Source organism: Pseudomonas savastanoi, assembly GCF_020917325.1.
GTDB classification, from domain to species: domain Bacteria; phylum Pseudomonadota; class Gammaproteobacteria; order Pseudomonadales; family Pseudomonadaceae; genus Aquipseudomonas; species Aquipseudomonas amygdali.
The window spans coordinates 679734-697505 of sequence record NZ_CP076652.1 but is presented as its reverse complement, the minus strand read 5'-3'; the positions used below and the strand labels follow the sequence as shown (position 1 = coordinate 697505).

Here is a 17772-nt window from a genome sequence, read left to right as displayed (position 1 = left end):
CAGTCATTAAGCGTGTGAGTCGGCGGACCATCCGCCGACGCACTTCATGGGCAGCTTGCGATGCATAAGGTAAACTGCCGCCTCTTTTACTTATAACGATTCGCCTGATGCCCACGACGTTCAAAGAGATCCCCCGCGAGCGCCCGGTCACGCCGTTGCTCGACCGAGCCGACACCCCGCACGGCCTGCGCCGTCTGGGCGAAGCCGAGCTGGAAACCCTGGCCGATGAACTGCGCCTGGAATTGCTGTATTCCGTTGGCCAGACCGGAGGGCATTTTGGTGCCGGTCTTGGGGTCATCGAGCTGACCATCGCGCTGCATTACGTTTTCGACACCCCGGACGACCGTCTGGTGTGGGACGTGGGTCATCAAGCCTATCCGCACAAGATCCTCACCGGCCGTCGCGCGCGCATGTCCACCCTGCGCCAGAAGGATGGGGTGGCGGCCTTTCCGCGTCGCAGCGAGAGCGAGTACGACACCTTTGGCGTCGGGCACTCCAGCACCTCTATCAGCGCCGCCCTCGGTATGGCGATTGCCTCGCGCCTGCAAGGCAGCGAGCGTAAATCGATTGCCGTGATCGGCGACGGTGCGCTGACTGCCGGCATGGCCTTCGAAGCGTTGAATCACGCGCCGGAAGTGGCAGCCAACATGCTGGTGATTCTCAACGACAACGACATGTCGATCTCGCGCAATGTCGGCGGTCTGTCGAATTACCTGGCCAAGATTCTTTCCAGCCGCACGTACAGCAGCATGCGCGAAGGCAGCAAAAAGGTGCTTTCGCGCCTGCCCGGTGCCTGGGAAATCGCGCGTCGCACCGAAGAATACGCCAAGGGTATGCTGGTTCCGGGCACGCTTTTCGAAGAGCTGGGCTGGAACTACATCGGCCCTATCGATGGCCACGACCTGCCGACTCTGATCGCCACGCTGCGCAATATGCGTGATCTGAAAGGCCCGCAGTTTCTGCACGTGGTGACCAAGAAGGGCAAAGGTTTTGCGCCAGCCGAAGTCGACCCGATCGGTTATCACGCCATTACCAAGCTTGAGCCGCTGAATGCGCCTGTCGCTCCGAAAAAAATCAGTGCACCGAAGTATTCCGCAGTGTTCGGCCAGTGGATCTGCGACATGGCCGAGGCTGACTCACGGCTGGTGGGCATCACGCCAGCCATGAAGGAAGGCTCGGACCTGGTGGCATTCAGCGAGCGCTTTCCAGAACGCTACTTCGATGTTGCCATCGCCGAACAACACGCTGTAACGCTGGCGGCCGGTATGGCCTGTGAAGGCAGCAAGCCGGTCGTGGCTATCTACTCGACCTTCCTGCAGCGCGGCTACGATCAACTGGTGCATGACGTCGCGGTGCAGAACCTCGACGTACTGTTCGCCATCGACCGCGCCGGGCTTGTGGGCGAAGACGGCCCGACTCACGCAGGCAGCTTCGACCTGTCCTACCTGCGCTGCATCCCCGGCATGGTGGTCATGACGCCGAGTGACGAAAACGAACTGCGCAAGCTGCTCAGCACCGGTTACCTGCACACAGGCCCTGCGGCAGTGCGCTACCCACGCGGCACCGGTCCGAACGCGTTGATCGAGGCAGGTCTTGACCCCGTCGAAATCGGCAAGGGCGTTGTGCGTCGTCAGGGCCAGGGCGTTGCGATACTGGTGTTTGGCGTGCAACTGGCCGATGCGCTGGTGGTGGCCGAAAAGCTGGATGCGACGGTGATCGACATGCGTTTCGTCAAGCCGCTGGACGAGGCTCTGGTGCGAGAGGCGGCCGCCGGTCACGAACTACTGGTTACGCTGGAAGAGAACGCAGTGATGGGCGGTGCCGGTGCTGCGATCAGTGAGTTTCTGGCACGCGCCAATATCCTCAAGTCGGTATTGCACCTGGGCCTGCCGGACACCTACGTCGAGCATGCCAAGCCTGCGCAGATGCTGGCTGAGTGCGGGCTGGACGCCCAAGGGATCGAAGCGGCGATCAATGAGCGGTTGGCGTTGATTGGCTGACTGAAAGAGGTTCCTCACGCGCCGAGCGTGAGGAACGATCGCCCCGACCCCGCATGCAGCAATCCTGATAACATGCTGCGCACCTCGACACTGCCGCGATGCCAGCCGATGCCCCATGTGACCCGCTCCGCCTCCACGCCTGAATTGACCTCGGTGTTCGCTGCCTTGCAGCAGCATTTTCTGCAGGTCGTCGTTCCGCTCTGGCAGGGCCCTGGCTGGAACGCACAATTGGCATTGCCTTACGAAGCGCTCGACGCCAACGATCAGCCTCTAGCGCCGCAACGCTATCGCGCCATGGCCTGTGCACGTCAGTTGTTTCTGTTTTCCAGCCTTATCGATAACGTCGAAGTACCAAACGCCCGAGCCCGCGCCGGTGAGCTGTTTCGCTCCCTGCAACAGCACTTCCACGATGCCGAGCATGGCGGCTGGTTCTATAGCATCGATCCGCAGGGCAAACCTCTGGATCGCCGCAAGGACCTCTACACTCACGCCTTCATTATTTTCGCCTGCGCACATTACTGGGCGCAGGTGCAGGACCCGCTGGCAGAGTCCGTGCTCAATGCGGCGCTCAGTGTTGTAGCGGAGCGCTTTGCCGACGATGACGGGCTGTACGAAGCGCAACTCGCTGAAGACTGGTCGACGCTGGGCAGCGGCCCGCTCCAGAACCCTTTGATGCATCTGGCAGAGGCCTTTCTGGCAACGCTGTCGGTGCGCGCCGACCCTGCAACCCAGTCAGCGCTGGACGCCCTGGTTATCCACATGCAGCGCCGCTTTGTCGACACCGCCACCGGCGTGATGCTGGAAAAACCCTTGGGCGCTGTGGATAACTGGTACGAGCCAGGTCATCAATTCGAATGGTTCTTCCTGCTGCAATCGTCGCCAGAGCTGCACGGGCGCGAGCTGCACGAGTCCATGACCCGCGCGTTTGCCTACGCTCAGGCACAGGGCGTCGAGCCAAAGAGCGGCGCAGTGACTGCAATGCTGACACTTGATGGCACGATACGCGATGCCACCCAGCGAATCTGGGCTCAGGCGGAATACCTGCGAGCCATGGCCATGCAGCCAGAGTGCGAGGCGAGTTTAACTGCGCAAATGTCAGCCTTTGCGCAGCGCTTCCTGCATGCCAAAGGCTGGAACGAGTGTGTAGAGCCCGATGGCGCAGTCAGCCGCAGCGACATGCCGTCGACCACGCCTTACCACTTGGCAACCTGTTACATCGGGCTGGCTGACTTTGTCGAGAACCGCTTCGTGAACGCTTTCCCGCCGCCGACGCCTGTAGAAGACTGATCGACCGAACCGCACCACCTGTGCGGCCCGATCAGCAAGCAATCAACCGCGGTTACGATCAATCGCAAAACCGGCCCAGGTCTGGCTGACGGGCATCAGTTCCAGGCTGTTGATGTTGACGTGCGCTGGCGTGTTCATGATCCAGAAGATGGTGTCGGCGATGTCCTGAGGCTGAATCGGCTCGGCACCTGCGTAGGTCGCATCGTACTTGGCCTGATCACCGCCGAAACGTACCAGCGAAAACTCGCTCTCGCACAGCCCGGGCTCAAGGTTGGTGACTCGCACGCCCGTGCCGATCAGATCGTTGCGCAGGTTCAGCGAGAACTGCCCGACAAACGCCTTGGTGCCACCGTAGACGTTACCACCCGGATAAGGATAGTTGCCGGCTACCGAGCCCAGGTTGACGATACTTGCGCCGCGACCATGCGCAATCAGGCGTGGAAGCAACAGGCGTGTGGTGTAAACCAGACCTTTGACGTTGGTGTCGATCATGGTGTCCCAGTCATCCAGATCGCACTTGGGCGCAGGGTCGATCCCCAGCGCCAGACCGGCGTTGTTGATCAACCCGCGAATGCTGCCGAACTCTTCAGGTAAATCTGCGATGGCACTCTCCATTGCCTTGCGGTCACGCACATCCAGTACCAGCGTATGCACCTTGGTCTGCTTCGACAGCTCGGCGCTCAACGCGGCAAGACGGTCCTCGCGACGGCCAGTCAATACCAGCGACCAGCCTGCTTCGGCAAAACGGCGGGCACAGGCCTCACCGAAACCGGAAGTAGCGCCCGTGATGAATACAGTGGAAGTCATTTCGTTCTCCTGACCTGGCGCGAAAAACAGCGCACCTGTTAATAAGTTCTGACGAGGGCAGCAGAATGCCCGTCAGCGGCACGTCGATGCAACAACCCAGTGTATTTGTACAAAAAACAACCAACTCAAGCCGAGCCATACGCCACGGGCCTTTCAGGCAGTTTTGCCCACCTTATCCACAGTCAGACACACAATCTCTGGGGGCAAGTCGGTAACGCTGAAAGTCCCGTCGTTCGGGGCTTGCAGCAGATCCGGAGAAGTTTTCACCTTGACTTTGCCCGATACTGCCAGGACGCCACCAGGCGTCAGAAAACCGTGATGGCCTGTAGCCCAGACGCAGTAACGGCTGGATCACTATTTCCAAGGCTTGTTAACAGACTTATCCACAGGCTGTGTAACTGAAAAAACTGTATGAACGACCAGCTTCAATGCTGTTGACAAACACCCCTGAACGCCAGTCCAAAACCCTTGATTAAAATTTAATCAATCCTCTACAGGCCTTATGCATAAAGGCCTTCAGGCACATACTCCCAAGTTATTAACAGCCGGTTCCACAGTAAACCTGAACAAGTCAAAACAGTGACAAAACAACCATTTGCAGCGGTTTTATGTCGCACCTGGTAGCGCCGTCAAAATTGTTTTCCACAATTGCAAAAAGCGACGCCCCGGATGTTTACACATTCGGGGCGCGCGTCGAAAACGGCAGGGTTTTGACGAACTCAGTGTCCGCCCAGATAAGCGTTCCTGACCTCTTCATTTACAAGCAATTCCTTGCCCGTGCCGGACAGTCGGATCTCGCCATTGACCATCACATAGGCGCGATCAGACAGCTTCAGCGCATGGTTGGCGTTCTGCTCGACCAGAAAGATGGTCATGCCGGTGGCCGCCAGCTCGCGCAGGGTCGAGAAGATCTGTTTGACGATGATCGGCGCCAGCCCCAGGCTCGGCTCATCAAGCAACAACAACCTGGGACGACTCATCAGCGCGCGGGCGATGGCGAGCATTTGCTGCTCGCCACCGGACATGGTCATGGCGCGCTGGTTGCGGCGCTCCTTGAGGCGCGGGAACAGTTCGAACATACGCTGCATGTCTTCGGCCGAATGCTTGTCGCCAATCGGGATGGTGCCCATCATCAGGTTTTCCTCGACTGACATGTCGGGGAACACCCGCCGCCCCTCCGGCGACTGCGCAATACCGTTGGAAGCAATGTAATGCGAAGACTTCTGGGTGATGTCAGTACCCTGATAGATGATCTGCCCGCTGGCAGCGCGCGGCTGGCCGAAGATCGACATCAGCAGCGTGGACTTGCCCGCACCGTTGGAGCCGATCAGGCTCACCGTTTCGCCTTCATTGATGTGCAGCGAGACTTTCTTGAGGGCCTGAATCGGCCCGTAAAACACATCGATCTCTTTCAGTTCGAGGATCGGCTTACTCATACCAACTCCTCTTCATCAGCGCCCAGGTACGCGGCGATCACTTTCGGATCGTTACGGATCTGTTCCGGCCCGCCCATGGCAATCACGTTGCCGTGGTCAAGCACCACAATATCGTCGGAAATGCCCATGACCATGCCCATGTCGTGCTCGATCAGCACAATGGTCATGTCGTGTTCATCGCGCAGCAGGCGGATCATGCCGCTGAGCGCCTCGGTTTCCTGCGGGTTGAGACCGGCAGCCGGTTCATCCAGACAGATCACCTGCGGACGCGTGCACATGGCCCGGGCGATTTCCAGGCGACGTTGCTGCCCGTAGGACAGCTCTCCGGCCAGACGGTTGGCGCAGTCCACCAGGTCCACGACTTCCAGCCAGTAGAACGCCGTATTGAGCGCATCCTCTTCGGCCTTGCGATAGCCTTTGGTATTGAGGATCCCGCTGATCAGGCTGCGGTTGACCCACATGTGCTGGGCAACCAGCAGGTTTTCAACGACCGACATTTCCTTGAACAGACGAATGTTCTGAAACGTACGCGCCAGCCCTGCCCTGTTGACCAGATGGGTACCGCCGAACATTTTGTAGTACACCCGGCTGAAGAAGCTTTTCGGCGAAACAAAGTCGGTTGCCTTGAACGGCTCGCCCAGCAGCCTGATCACATTGGTGGTCTTGCCACGAGTATGCAGCTCGATGCGTCCGCCTGTGGCCTTGTAGAAGCCGGTCAGGCAGTTGAACACGGTGGTCTTGCCTGCGCCGTTGGGGCCGATCAGAGCGAAGATAGAGTTGCGGCGGACTTTGATGCTGACATCGCTGAGAGCCTTGATGCCGCCGAAGTGCATCATCAGGTGCTCGACGGAAAGAATCACTTCATTGCTCATCGCGCACCTCCTTCTGTCACCAGCGCACCCTTGCGCGGTTTTACGCCAGTGCGGCTGATGCGGATCAGCCCGCGTGGGCGCCAGATCATCATCAACACCATCAGGATGCCGAACAGCAGCACCCGGTACTCGGAGAAGCTGCGCAACAGTTCAGGCGCAACGGTCAGCACGAACGCAGCGATAACCACCCCTACGGTCGACCCCATACCGCCCAGCACTACAATCGCCAGAATCAGTGCAGACTCGAAGAAGGTGAATGACGTCGGGTTGACGAAGCCTTGGTAGCTAGCGAAAAACACGCCGGCAAGCCCAGCTGTCGAAGCACCGATGGTGAACGCCGAGAGCTTGACCAGAACATGATTGAGGCCCATCGAGCGACAGGCGATCTCATCCTCGCGCAGGGCTTCCCAGGCGCGGCCGATCGGCATGCGAGTCAGACGATGCTTGATGAACAACACGGCCAGCACGACGAGAAACAGCACGGTGTAGATGAACAGGAATTTCAGGTCCGGGTTGTAATCGAAGCCGAAATACTCATGAATCGGAATGCCACCGTCCTTGGCACGACGCCCGAACTCCAGGCCGAAAAAGGTCGGTGACGGGACCGGCACACCATTCGGACCGCCCGTGAACGACAGCCAGTTATTCAGCACCAGACGGATGATTTCCCCGAACCCCAGCGTCACGATGGCCAGATAATCACCATGCATGCGTAACACTGGAAAGCCCAGAATACATCCGGCCAGTGCCGCCGCAATTGCCGCCAGCGGCAGCGCCGACCAGAAGCCCAGGCCAAGGTACTGATAGCCAAGCGCCAGGCCATAGGCTCCGATGGCATAGAACGCCACGTAGCCCAGATCGAGCAGGCCGGCCAGGCCGACCACGATATTCAGGCCAAGCCCCAGCAATACGTAGATCAGCCCGAGGATAACCACGGTCAGAATGTACTTGTTGGCGAAGATCGGAAACACGATGGCAATCACGATCAGTAGCGGAATGATCCAGTACAGGCGGGATTTGTGATCAGGCTTGAGCACATGCACGCCGGAGTCGGAGCTTTCGAAGCTCTGGGAAACACGTATGCCTTTGGGTGTTTGCAGAAACAGGCTGATCAGAAAGCGCCCGACCATGACCACGGCCACCAGCCAGGCCACGCGGGTGGGTTGCAGGTTGAAGCTGTAGCCATCGAGCACAATCCCGACGATGGGACCGAACACGATCAGTGCCAGCAGCCCCGCGACCACGGCATCTATCAGGCTTTTCTTGATTTCAACAGGTTTGACGACAGGAGCAGCAACAGGAGCGGACATACTTATACCTTCGCCACGAGTGGGCGACCCAGCAGGCCTTGGGGACGGAAAATCAGGATCAGCACCAACAGGCCGAAACTGAACACGTCTTTGTAATCGGAGTTGATCAGGCCGGAGAACTGCGACTCGGCAACCCCCAGGATCAAACCGCCCAACATGGCGCCCGGCAGCGAGCCGATCCCGCCCAGCACCGCGGCAGTGAACGCCTTGATGCCGATGATGAAGCCGGCATAGAAGTCGAACGTGCCGTAATTCATGGTGATCAGCACACCGGCCAGCGCCGCCATGGCAGCACCGATAATGAACACGTAGGAGATGACCCGATCAGTGTTGATGCCAAGGATCGACGCCATCTTGCGGTCCTGCTGCGTGGCGCGGCACATGCGGCCCAGCTTGGTGTATTTGATGATGTAGGTCAGCACGCCCATGCCCACAAACGCGGCGATGAGAATGAAGATCTTGGTGTAGGTGATCTGCACAAAGCCGCTGCCGATCTCGAAGCGCCACGCACCCTCAAGCAACGTGGGCACGCCCTGCTGGCGAGCGCCCTGACTGATCTGCGCGTAGTTTTGCAGGATCAGGGAAATACCGATGGCGCTGATCAGCGGTGCCAGCCGGGTCGAGTTGCGCAGCGGCTTGTAGGCCACGCGCTCGATGACAAACCCGTATACCCCCGTCACCACGATGGTGAAGACCAGCGTGCCGAGAATCAGGAATGGAAAGGATTCCAGTCCGAAGAAAGACAGAACCGCCAGACCGATAGCGGCCAGGTAGGCGGAAATCATATAAACGTCGCCGTGGGCGAAGTTGATCATGCCGATGATGCCGTAGACCATCGTATAGCCGATGGCGATGAGGCCATAGACAGACCCGAGGGTGAGTCCGTTGACCATTTGTTGCAGGAAGATCCCATCCATCACGCACGCTCACACTGAAAGGCAGCTCAGCACCCTGCCGATCACACCCTCGTGAGGTGCGACCGACAGGTCCGAAAACAATAAAAGAGATGCAGGCTCGCTCATGGGCGAGCCCATCACCGGGTCAGCGTCTGCCGGGCAGAACTGACACGAGGTCTATATCACTTCTGTTTTTCGAGTTGCTTGTACTTGCCGGTGGCGTCCCACTGGTAAACCACGTAGTCGGAGACTTTCAGGTCGCCTTTGGCATCCCAGGCTTTTTCACCCATGACAGTCTTGACCGGATGCGCCTTGAGCCACTCTGCGGCTTTGTCACCCTTGTTGGATTTGGCGCCATTGAAGCCGGCAGCCAGCGCCTGTATGGAAGCGTACGCGTAGAGGGTATAGCCTTCAGGCTCGTAACCGGACTTGCGGAATTCGTCCACGACTGCCTTGCTATCCGGCAGTGCGCGCGGGTCGGCACCGAAGGTCATGTACACGCCGTCAACGTATTGCGCACCACCGGCAGTGGTGACCAGTTCGTCAGTCACGATACCGTCATCGGACATGAACTTGACGTCCTTGAGGCCCTGCTCGCGCATCTGGCGAACCAGTGGACCGGCTTCCGGATGCAGGCCGCCAAAGTACACAACGTCGGCACCGGTCGAGCGGATTTTCGTTACCAGCGCACTGAAATCCTTTTCGCCACGGGTCAGGCCTTCTTCGAGCACCGGCTTCACGCCACGCGCCGTCAGTTGCTTGGCGGTAGCGTCGGCCAGACCTTTGCCGTAGGTGTCCTTGTCATTGATGACCGCGACTTTCTTGCCCTTGAGCACATCAACGATGTAATCACCGGCGACCACACCTTGCTGATCGTCACGACCGCACATGCGGAACATTTCCTTCAGGCCACGCTCGGTCACCGTCGGGTTGGTCGAACCCGGCGTGATGGCAATTACCCCCGCATCGCTGTAAACCTCTGAAGCAGGAATGGTCGATGACGAGCAGAAGTGCCCGACCACGCCGATCACTTTGTCCTGGTCAACCAGACGGTTGGCCACTGCCACGGCCTGTTTCGGCTCACAGGCGTCATCGCCTGCGACCAGTACGATCTTCTCTCCGTTGACACCACCCGCCTTATTGATCGCGTCGGCCGCTGCCTGTGCACCTTTCATGTACTGCTCGCCAAATGATGCGTTCGCGCCGGTCATCGGACCCGCAACGCCGATTTTCACGTCCGCCTGTGCAAACGAAGACACGCCCAATGCAGTTGCCACTGCGATTGCCAGAAAACCTTTCCTGTAAAACGTATGCGACATGAGTGGTGCTCCTGAGGATATTTTTTTAATTAGCAGTGCGGTTACATGATTGCCCGGATACGCGTTTGCTTAGAGCAAGGCCCGTGCCATCACTTTTTTCTTATTGAAAATGTCATGCGTTTCCAGCCATTCAGTGACATGACTGCTCAAGTCGCAGGCCGTACAACCGCTTGAGACGCCAAAGGTGCAACCCTCCCCATAAAAAGTGCAACCCAAGCCAGATCGAATAGCAACCTGACCAAATACCATTGGACAACCCACCTGTAACAACACGCGTCACCGAATTGCACACGCCCGGTGCGCGAACGCTACGAGACGCACCATTTGAGGCTAGCGGATTCAGCCGAAACTGCCGGAATCAACGCCTGAATCTGAAACGCGCGTCACGCAACCGCAGTAATAACCTTCCCGCATGCGACCGACAAACGACCTTTAAGCGAGATATCATTCCGATTATTCATATTGCCTGTGCCTGCACCCTCGCGCCTCGAACAGAGAAACCATCATGCTGAACAAACGTCATCTGCCCTCGATAGCCGCGCTGCAATGCTTTGAAGCGGTGACCCGGCACCTGAGCTTCACCCGCGCGGCCGAAGAACTCAACCTGACCCAGAGCGCCGTCAGCAAACAGGTCGCTCAGCTCGAGGAGCTGGTTCAGCATCTGCTGTTTCAGCGCGTCCGCCGCCGTTTGCAGTTGACGCCAGCCGGCGCGCTGTATCTGGCCGAAGTGCGCAAGATCCTGACCCAGATAGAGATGTCCACGCACTTCCTGCGCTCTTACGGCGGAGAAACCGAGGTGCTGCGGGTGTCCACCCCCTCGACGTTCGGTGCCCGCTGGCTGGTGCCACGCCTGAAGGGCTGGCGCTTGCGTCATCCGCATATTCACCTGGACCTGATCAACGAACAGGAGTCTGACGACCTGATCAAGGGACGTTGTGACGTGTCGTTCTATTTCGGCCAGGCCGCCATACCGGGCGCGGAAAGCGTGAAGCTGTTTGGCGAAGAACTGGTAGCGGTGTGTTCACCTGAAAGCTTGCCGGAAGCCCCCCTCAGCGACCCGACTCAGTTGAGCGAACTGGTCCTGCTGCAGAACGCATTCCGCCCCGAGGCCTGGCACGAATGGTTCGAAAGCCAGGGCTATCACACCGACCACAGTTATCACGGGCCGCGTTTTGAGACGTTCTATATGTGCATCCGCGCCGCACAGGTCGGCTGCGGTGTCGCACTGTTGCCACGCTTTCTGGTCGAGGAAGAACTGGCAGAGAACAAGCTGGTAATTGCATGGGATTACGCATTGCCCAGCACTAACAGTGCGTACTACCTGTCCTATCCGGAACACACTGCCGACGTGCCCAAAATCCGGGTTTTTCTGCAGTGGATGCTGGAACAGTTGGATCAACCAGCCCGTTAAGGGCGACAATGCCCACCCATCCGGCCGTGAGCTTTCCGTGGTGACAGACAGGAAGTCGCGGGTCCGACATTATCCGGCTGCTCTGGAGAGCCCGATTCAATGAGCGAGAGCGCCTTTTCAAATCGTATCGTGCAAAGCCTGCTCGACACCGATTTCTACAAGCTGACCATGATGCAGGCAGTGCTGCACAACTACCCTAACGTGGATGTTGAATGGGAGTTTCGTTGCCGCAACGGGGAGGATCTTCGCCCCTATCTGGACGAGATCAGACACCAGATCGAGTTGCTGTGCGAGCTGTCCCTGAGCCCGGAACACCTGGCTTTTCTGGAGCGCATCACGTTCATAAAGCCGGACTTTCTGAGGTTTCTGGGACTGTTCCGCTTTAACACCCGCTATGTGAAAACCAGCATCGAAAACGATGAGCTGTGCATTCGCCTGCACGGCCCCTGGTTGCACGTCATTCTGTTCGAAGTGCCACTGCTGGCGATCGTCAGTGAGGTGCGTAACCGGCACCGCTATCCTGACACCCTGCTCAGTCAGGCGCGGGATCGTCTGTATGACAAGTTCGAATGGCTGACCACGCATGCCACGGCCGATGAACTGGCCGAGCTGAAAGTGGCGGACTTCGGCACGCGCAGGCGTTTTTCCTATCGCGTGCAGGAAGAAATGCTTGGCGTCCTGAAAAACGATTTCCCAGGCCAGTTTGTCGGCACCAGCAACGTTCATCTGGCGCGTCAGCTTGACCTGAAACCACTGGGCACAATGGCTCACGAATGGATCATGGCCCACCAGCAACTGGGACCGCGCCTGATCGACAGTCAGATCGCCGCGCTTGATTGCTGGGTCCGCGAGTACCGCGGCCTGCTGGGTATCGCGCTGACAGACTGCATCACCACTGACGCATTCCTGAATGACTTCGATCTGTACTTCGCCAAACTGTTCGACGGTTTGCGCCATGATTCGGGCGACCCGGTGAAGTGGGCCGAAAAATGCATCTCGCATTACCAGAAGCTCGGTATCGACCCGATGAGCAAGACGCTGGTGTTTTCCGACGGGCTGAACCTGCCCAAGGCACTCGACATCTTCCGGGCGTTGCGCGGACGCATCAATGTCAGCTTCGGTATCGGCACCAACCTGACCGCCGACATACCCGGCATCGCGCCCATGAACATGGTGCTGAAAATGACCGCATGCGCCGGTCAGGCTGTGGCGAAGATTTCCGACGAGCCCGGCAAGACCCAGTGCAAGGACCCGAACTTTGTCGCCTATCTGCGGCATGTGTTCAAGGTGCCGGATTTGCCGAGCCCTGAAAAACCAGCTTGAATTGTCCTATTTACGAGGAGTGAATCATGCACGCCGTACAGCGCCAGATTGCTGAACAGCTCAAGGTCCAGCCACCTTTCGCGGACCAGAACGCGTTGCAGGCAGAAGTCGCCCGCCGCGTCAGTTTCATCAAGGAGTGTCTGCAGAACGCGCGGCTCAAGACCTTGGTGCTAGGCATCAGTGGCGGAGTCGACTCACTGACTGCGGGCTTGCTCGCACAGCGCGCAGTCAAGGAATTGCGCGCGAGCACAGGCGATAACAGCTACCGCTTTATCGCCGTGCGCCTGCCCTATGTCGTGCAGGCCGATGAGCACGAGGCCCAGGCTTCGGTCGACTTCATCGAACCGGACGAGCGCCATACCATCAACATCGGTAGCAGCGTCAAGGCGCTGGCTGCCGAGGTGAAGGCGTTCGATGGGCTGCCGGCCAGCTCGGTGGATTTCGTTCTCGGCAACACCAAGGCGCGCATGCGCATGGTCGCGCAGTACACCGTCGCCGGCGCTTATCAGGGGCTGGTGATCGGTACTGACCACGCTGCCGAAGCGGTGATGGGCTTTTTCACCAAATTCGGCGACGGCGCATGCGATCTGGCACCGTTGAGCGGTCTGGTGAAAAACCAGGTGCGCGCCATTGCCCGGCATTTCGGCGCACCGGAATCACTGGTCGAGAAAGTACCGACGGCGGACCTGGAAGACCTGTCCCCCGGCAAACCGGACGAAGCCTCGCACGGCGTGACCTACGCCGAGATCGACGCTTTCCTGCACGGTGAACCGGTGCGTGAGGAAGCCTTCAAGATCATCTGCGAAACCTACGCCAAGACCCAGCACAAACGCGAATTGCCATACGCGCCTTGAGTGGGTGCGTGCGGAACGAGAGAGCAGCAACACTATCGTGCCCATGCTCCGCGTGGGTACGCCTTTCTGGACGCTCTGCGTCCGCTTCTGAATGTGCGGCGCGGCACAGTTCTGTGACGCAGAGCGTCACCCACGGCATTCCCACGCTGGAGCGTGCGGAACGATAATCTCAACTATCGTACGACGCCCTGCGTCCTCGTTCGGGGCGTGTCGTTACTTCAGGGTCACAGCGCCTTTCATCATGCTGATGTGCCCTGGAAATGTGCAGAAGAACTGGTATTCCTGTGCCGAGTCCAGCTTCGATACATCAAAGGTAACCGAGTCTTTTTCACCAGCGCCGATGACTTTGGTGTGGGCGATGACGCGGCTGTCGTCGGGCTTCAGGTAATCCTTGTCGATGCCGACAGCCATGCCGTCGGTAACGATTGCCTGGGTATCGGACTTCTTGCTCAGCACCCAGTTATGGCCCATGACATTCTTCGGCAGACTGCCGGAGTGCGTCAGGTTGACGGTGAATTCCTTGCAGCTCTTGTCGATCTCAATGGCTTTGGTGTCGTACATCATTTGATCGGTCGAATCGACTGTGGCCGAACACTCGGCAGCCAGCAACTGGCTACTGGCCAACGACAACAGCGAAATCGCTACAAGCTTGCGAATCATTTGAATCTCCAGGGCAGGACTTGATTAACGTGATAACTGACGTAAGAAGAGAGTGCCCGATCAGGGCCGGGGTTCCAAGGACGTGCGTCAAATGGTCCCTCGGACGCTCGCGACGGAGCGCCCTTCTGAAGAACGATTCACGGGAGCAGGTAATTAGGCGCTGACCGGCATTACCGTCACCCGGACATCGGGATCATGCGTGCCACCGCCCAGAATCACGCCGCGCAAAGGCGATACGTCGGAGAAGTCACGTCCCCAGGCCAGGCTGATGTGCTCCAGCGCAGGTTGCACATTGTTGGTGGGATCGAAGTCAACCCAGCCAGAGGCCGGACAGAACACCGATACCCAGGCATGCGAGGCATCGGCACCGATCAAGCGGGGCTGGCCCGGTGGTGGCTGGGTCAGCAGATAGCCACTGACGTAGCGCGCGGCCAGACCTCGAGAGCGCAGGCACGCCAGCATCAAGTGGGCGAAGTCCTGACACACCCCCCGTCGCCGCTCCAGCACTTCCACCAGGGGCGTGGCGACCTGAGTCGCCTCTTCATCGAAGGTGAATTCCTCGAAAATCTTTTCCATCAGGGCCTGTACGCACAACAACAAAGGGCGGCCCGGTGGGAAACAGACCTGCGAGAACTCGACGAACGAGCGCTTCAGGTGAACGTAGGGGGATTCGAAGCGATAGCGGCAGGCCTCCAGAATATCAGCAGTCATCGGCTTGGCGCTGTAGGTCAGCGCACTGCGGGTCACTTCCCATTCCGGCGACAGATTGAAGTCCAGAAACGGCTTCTCCATGACCTCGATACGCAACCGCGCATTGACCTGCAATTCATCATGTGGACGCTCGAACGCCAGTCGGGTCAGCGGGTTGCCGAAAACATCCAGCTCATCACGGCGCGTGGTAGGCTCCGGAAAAATCTCGAGTGCCTGCTCGGTGCAACGCTGCCACGGACTGCTGCGCGGCCAGAGGTGCGCCAGTTGCTGAGCCAGCGAAACCGGGCTGTCGTACTTGTAATGCGTGTCATGAAAAATCTGGTAGAAGGCGCTCATCAGACAGATACCGTGCGTTGGCTGACGTCATCGACGTGGGCAAAATGGCGCAGCGCCAAGCGGTCAGAGGCCTGTCCACTGCTGTCACCAATGCTCTGCAGCAGATCGGCCAGCCCGTCGAGGACAGCGTCGATGCTGCTCTGACCGAACAGCGGGTTCTCCAGGCTGCCAAGGTCAAATGCGGCGAGACGCTGAGCCAGCACCGCCAGGCTGCTGTCACGCGGCGCATCAAACTCGTCGTTCAGGCGGCGCAGCGAGCGTTGCACCAGCTTGAGCTGAAACAGCACCGCATGCGGGTTCTGCTCATCAAGCAGCAACAGGTCCAGCACCGGAATCAGGTGCGGCACGGCCATGTACCGCGAACGATAAGTGATGCTGCTGTTGCCCAGCTCCAGCAACCACTCCAGCCCGGCTTTCTCCGAGACTGCCGAACCGCGCAAAAACGCCGCCAGACTGGTGCTGAGAAACTTCAGACGCTCGATACGTCGCCCGATCATCAAAAAGCTCCAGCCTTCGTCGCGGGTCATGTCGTCCAGCGCAAAACCGGAAAGCGCTGCCAGAGACATCACCAGCCGGTTGAGGAAATCCAGCAATTCGCCAAAATCCGGCTCGTCGGTTTCCAGGCTCGAGGCTTCGCGCTGCAATTCGACCAGCGCCTGCCAGTTTTCCCGTGAGAGCTTGCCGCGCACTTGCGAAGCGGCCCACTGCAGACGCTGCAAGTTGGCGCGCAGGCTGAACGGCCACTCGTCGCCCAGCAGAGCAACCAGCAGGCGGTCCTTCAACTCTTCGCCCTCCTCGGCTTCGGGCAGCATGCCCAGGCTCTCGGCCAGCGCGACAGCCGCCTGCAACGCGAGGGGATCGTCGTCATCAACATAGCGCGTCAACATGATGCGCAGCAGACGAGCACTGTCGTCACAACGTTCGCAGTAACGCCCGAACCAGAACAGGTTCTCCACCACCCGCGACGGCAGGTAAGGATCACGGCGAATCAGGTCATAGACACCCAGTGGGCGCTGCCCCTTCCAGGGCTCGCCAAGGTGCGAGCGTTCGCCCAGCACCCAGGTGTCCTTGCTCGCACCGCCGCGCTGCATCGATACCACGTCGGCATCGGCTTCGGCGGCCACTCGGGTCAGGCCGCCCGGTAGCACGCGATAGCCGTCGAGGCTGGCCACTGCGTATACACGCATGCCGATGGCGCGCGGCTGCAAACCGGTACCATCGGCCTGCAGCACCGGTGCATGAGACAACTGCGCCAGCTCCTGAGCGACGTAGGCATAGGGGCGCGACTGCATGCGCAGGGCAAGCGCGTTGCGCTGCTCATCATTCAAATCGCGACCGAACACCGGGGCGAAGTGCTGCGAAGGAAATGCAGGCTTGATCAACAGATCAGGCAGTTTCTCCAGCGCTTGCGCCAGCACGGGCGGCTCTCCGCACCACCAGGTTGCAACCGATGGCAGGATCAGATCTTCGCCAAACAGGTACTGACTGATTTTCGGCAAAAAGCCCAGCAGGCCAGGCGACTCCAGAACACCACTGCCCAATGCGTTGGCGACCAGCACATTGCCCTGACGCACAGCCTCCAGCAGCCCCGGCACACCGAGCGCAGAATCGGTACGTAATTCCAGAGGGTCGCAGAAGTCATCGTCCAGACGGCGCATGATGGCGTGAACCCGACGCAAGCCGCTGAGGGTTTTCAGGTAGACAGTGGCATCGCGCACGGTCAGATCACCACCCTCGACCAGCGGATAGCCCAGTTGTCGCGCCAGGTACAAGTGTTCGAAGTAGCTTTCGTTGAAACGGCCCGGCGTCAGCAGGACGATCAGCGGTGCCTCGTTGCTGGTTGGCGCCTGACGGGCCAGCGTCTGTTGCAATGCGTCGAAGAAACCCGAGAGGTGCCGGACCTGCAGGTCGCGATAGGTCTCCGGCAAGGCGCGCGCGACGCTTTGGCGGTTTTCCAGCGCATAACCGGCACCCGAAGGCGCCTGGGTGCGGTCGGCAGTCACCCACCAGCGCCCGTCCGGGGTGCGTGCCAGATCGACCGCGTACATATGCAGGAACGTGCCTTCTGGAGGTTTTACTCCCTGACACGGCCACAGAAAGTTGTTATGGCCAAATACCAGTTCGGCGGGCAGCAAGCCATTGGCAATCAGCGTCTGCGGGCCATAAAGGTCCGCCAGCACTGCGTTGAGCAGCCGTGCACGCTGGGCAATCCCTGCCGCTACGTGCTGCCACTCATCCGCCGCAATGATGTGCGGCAACAGGTCCAGCTCCCATGGGCGATCCGCGCCTTTGGGGTCGGCGTAAACGTTGTAGGTGACACCGTTTTCCTGGATCTGCCGGGTCAGCAAGGCCTGGCGCTGGATCAGCTGCGCCGAGGTGCTGCGTTGCATGTGTTCGTACAGACGACGCCAGTGCGGACGGACGGCACCGTCGGCATCGAGCATTTCGTGGTAAGTACCCTCGGACAGCGGGTAATGGTCAAGCAGGTCGGGCATGGAAGGCTCGGCAGGCAACGTAAGGACTTCAGATTAGTGCAGTCAGATGTCACGT

The 17772-nt window shown here is 59.2% G+C and carries 14 protein-coding genes; 5 read left to right on the top strand and 9 right to left on the bottom strand.

Annotated elements, in window-relative coordinates; all coding sequences use genetic code 11:
- Positions 1–107: 107 nt before the first annotated feature.
- Positions 108–2000 (top strand): 1-deoxy-D-xylulose-5-phosphate synthase, encoded by a 1893-nt coding sequence (gene dxs, locus KP808_RS03000; RefSeq protein WP_058401229.1) that lies wholly within the window; start codon positions 108–110, stop codon positions 1998–2000.
- Between the two features lie 72 nt (positions 2001–2072).
- Positions 2073–3287, top strand: coding sequence for an AGE family epimerase/isomerase (locus KP808_RS02995; protein ID WP_230017419.1), 1215 nt, complete (start codon positions 2073–2075; stop codon positions 3285–3287).
- Between the two features lie 42 nt (positions 3288–3329).
- On the opposite strand, the gene KP808_RS02990 is transcribed toward KP808_RS02995, so the two are convergent.
- The 6 genes from KP808_RS02990 to KP808_RS02965 all read right to left on the bottom strand — a co-directional run bounded on the left by KP808_RS02990 (position 3330) and on the right by KP808_RS02965 (position 9927).
- Positions 3330–4094, bottom strand: coding sequence for an SDR family oxidoreductase (locus KP808_RS02990; protein ID WP_005742971.1), 765 nt, complete (start codon positions 4092–4094; stop codon positions 3330–3332).
- Positions 4095–4813: 719 nt separating this feature from the next.
- Positions 4814–5530, bottom strand: coding sequence for an ABC transporter ATP-binding protein (locus KP808_RS02985; RefSeq protein ID WP_003376368.1), 717 nt, complete (start codon positions 5528–5530; stop codon positions 4814–4816).
- Positions 5527–6402 (bottom strand): ABC transporter ATP-binding protein, encoded by an 876-nt coding sequence (locus KP808_RS02980; protein ID WP_230017418.1) that lies wholly within the window; start codon positions 6400–6402, stop codon positions 5527–5529. The genes KP808_RS02985 and KP808_RS02980 overlap by 4 nt, the downstream gene beginning before the upstream one ends.
- A complete protein-coding gene (gene livM / locus KP808_RS02975) occupies positions 6399–7712 on the bottom strand; it encodes a high-affinity branched-chain amino acid ABC transporter permease LivM (RefSeq protein WP_002551845.1) in 1314 nt (437 codons plus the stop codon). The genes KP808_RS02980 and livM overlap by 4 nt, the downstream gene beginning before the upstream one ends.
- A 2-nt stretch (positions 7713–7714) precedes the next feature.
- On the bottom strand, positions 7715–8629 hold the full coding sequence (locus KP808_RS02970; protein ID WP_002551844.1) for an ABC transporter permease subunit: 915 nt from the start codon (positions 8627–8629) through the stop codon (positions 7715–7717).
- Between the two features lie 161 nt (positions 8630–8790).
- Complete coding sequence (locus KP808_RS02965; RefSeq protein WP_219170867.1) at positions 8791–9927, bottom strand: branched-chain amino acid ABC transporter substrate-binding protein; 1137 nt, start codon at positions 9925–9927, stop codon at positions 8791–8793.
- A gap of 505 nt (positions 9928–10432) precedes the next feature.
- Here KP808_RS02965 and KP808_RS02960 point away from each other — a divergent pair.
- From KP808_RS02960 to nadE, 3 genes are all read left to right on the top strand, one after another.
- Complete coding sequence (locus KP808_RS02960; RefSeq protein WP_057402883.1) at positions 10433–11338, top strand: LysR substrate-binding domain-containing protein; 906 nt, start codon at positions 10433–10435, stop codon at positions 11336–11338.
- A 99-nt stretch (positions 11339–11437) separates the two neighbouring features.
- Positions 11438–12661: a nicotinate phosphoribosyltransferase gene (gene pncB, locus KP808_RS02955; protein ID WP_002551841.1), complete on the top strand. Its 1224-nt coding sequence runs from the start codon at positions 11438–11440 to the stop codon at positions 12659–12661.
- Positions 12662–12687: 26 nt separating this feature from the next.
- Complete coding sequence (nadE, locus tag KP808_RS02950; RefSeq protein ID WP_004654655.1) at positions 12688–13515, top strand: ammonia-dependent NAD(+) synthetase; 828 nt, start codon at positions 12688–12690, stop codon at positions 13513–13515.
- Positions 13516–13728: 213 nt separating this feature from the next.
- Here the strand turns inward: nadE and azu are convergent, their stop codons facing one another.
- From azu to KP808_RS02935, 3 genes are all read right to left on the bottom strand, one after another.
- Complete coding sequence (gene azu / locus KP808_RS02945) at positions 13729–14175, bottom strand: azurin (RefSeq protein WP_230017417.1); 447 nt, start codon at positions 14173–14175, stop codon at positions 13729–13731.
- Positions 14176–14328: 153 nt separating this feature from the next.
- Positions 14329–15222 carry a transglutaminase family protein gene (locus KP808_RS02940; RefSeq protein ID WP_011167571.1) on the bottom strand — a complete coding sequence of 298 codons (894 nt, stop codon included), beginning with the start codon at positions 15220–15222 and terminating at the stop codon, positions 14329–14331.
- Positions 15222–17717, bottom strand: a complete 2496-nt coding sequence (locus KP808_RS02935) for a circularly permuted type 2 ATP-grasp protein (RefSeq protein ID WP_230017416.1) — start codon at positions 17715–17717, stop codon at positions 15222–15224. The genes KP808_RS02940 and KP808_RS02935 overlap by 1 nt, the downstream gene beginning before the upstream one ends.
- Positions 17718–17772: the final 55 nt, after the last annotated feature.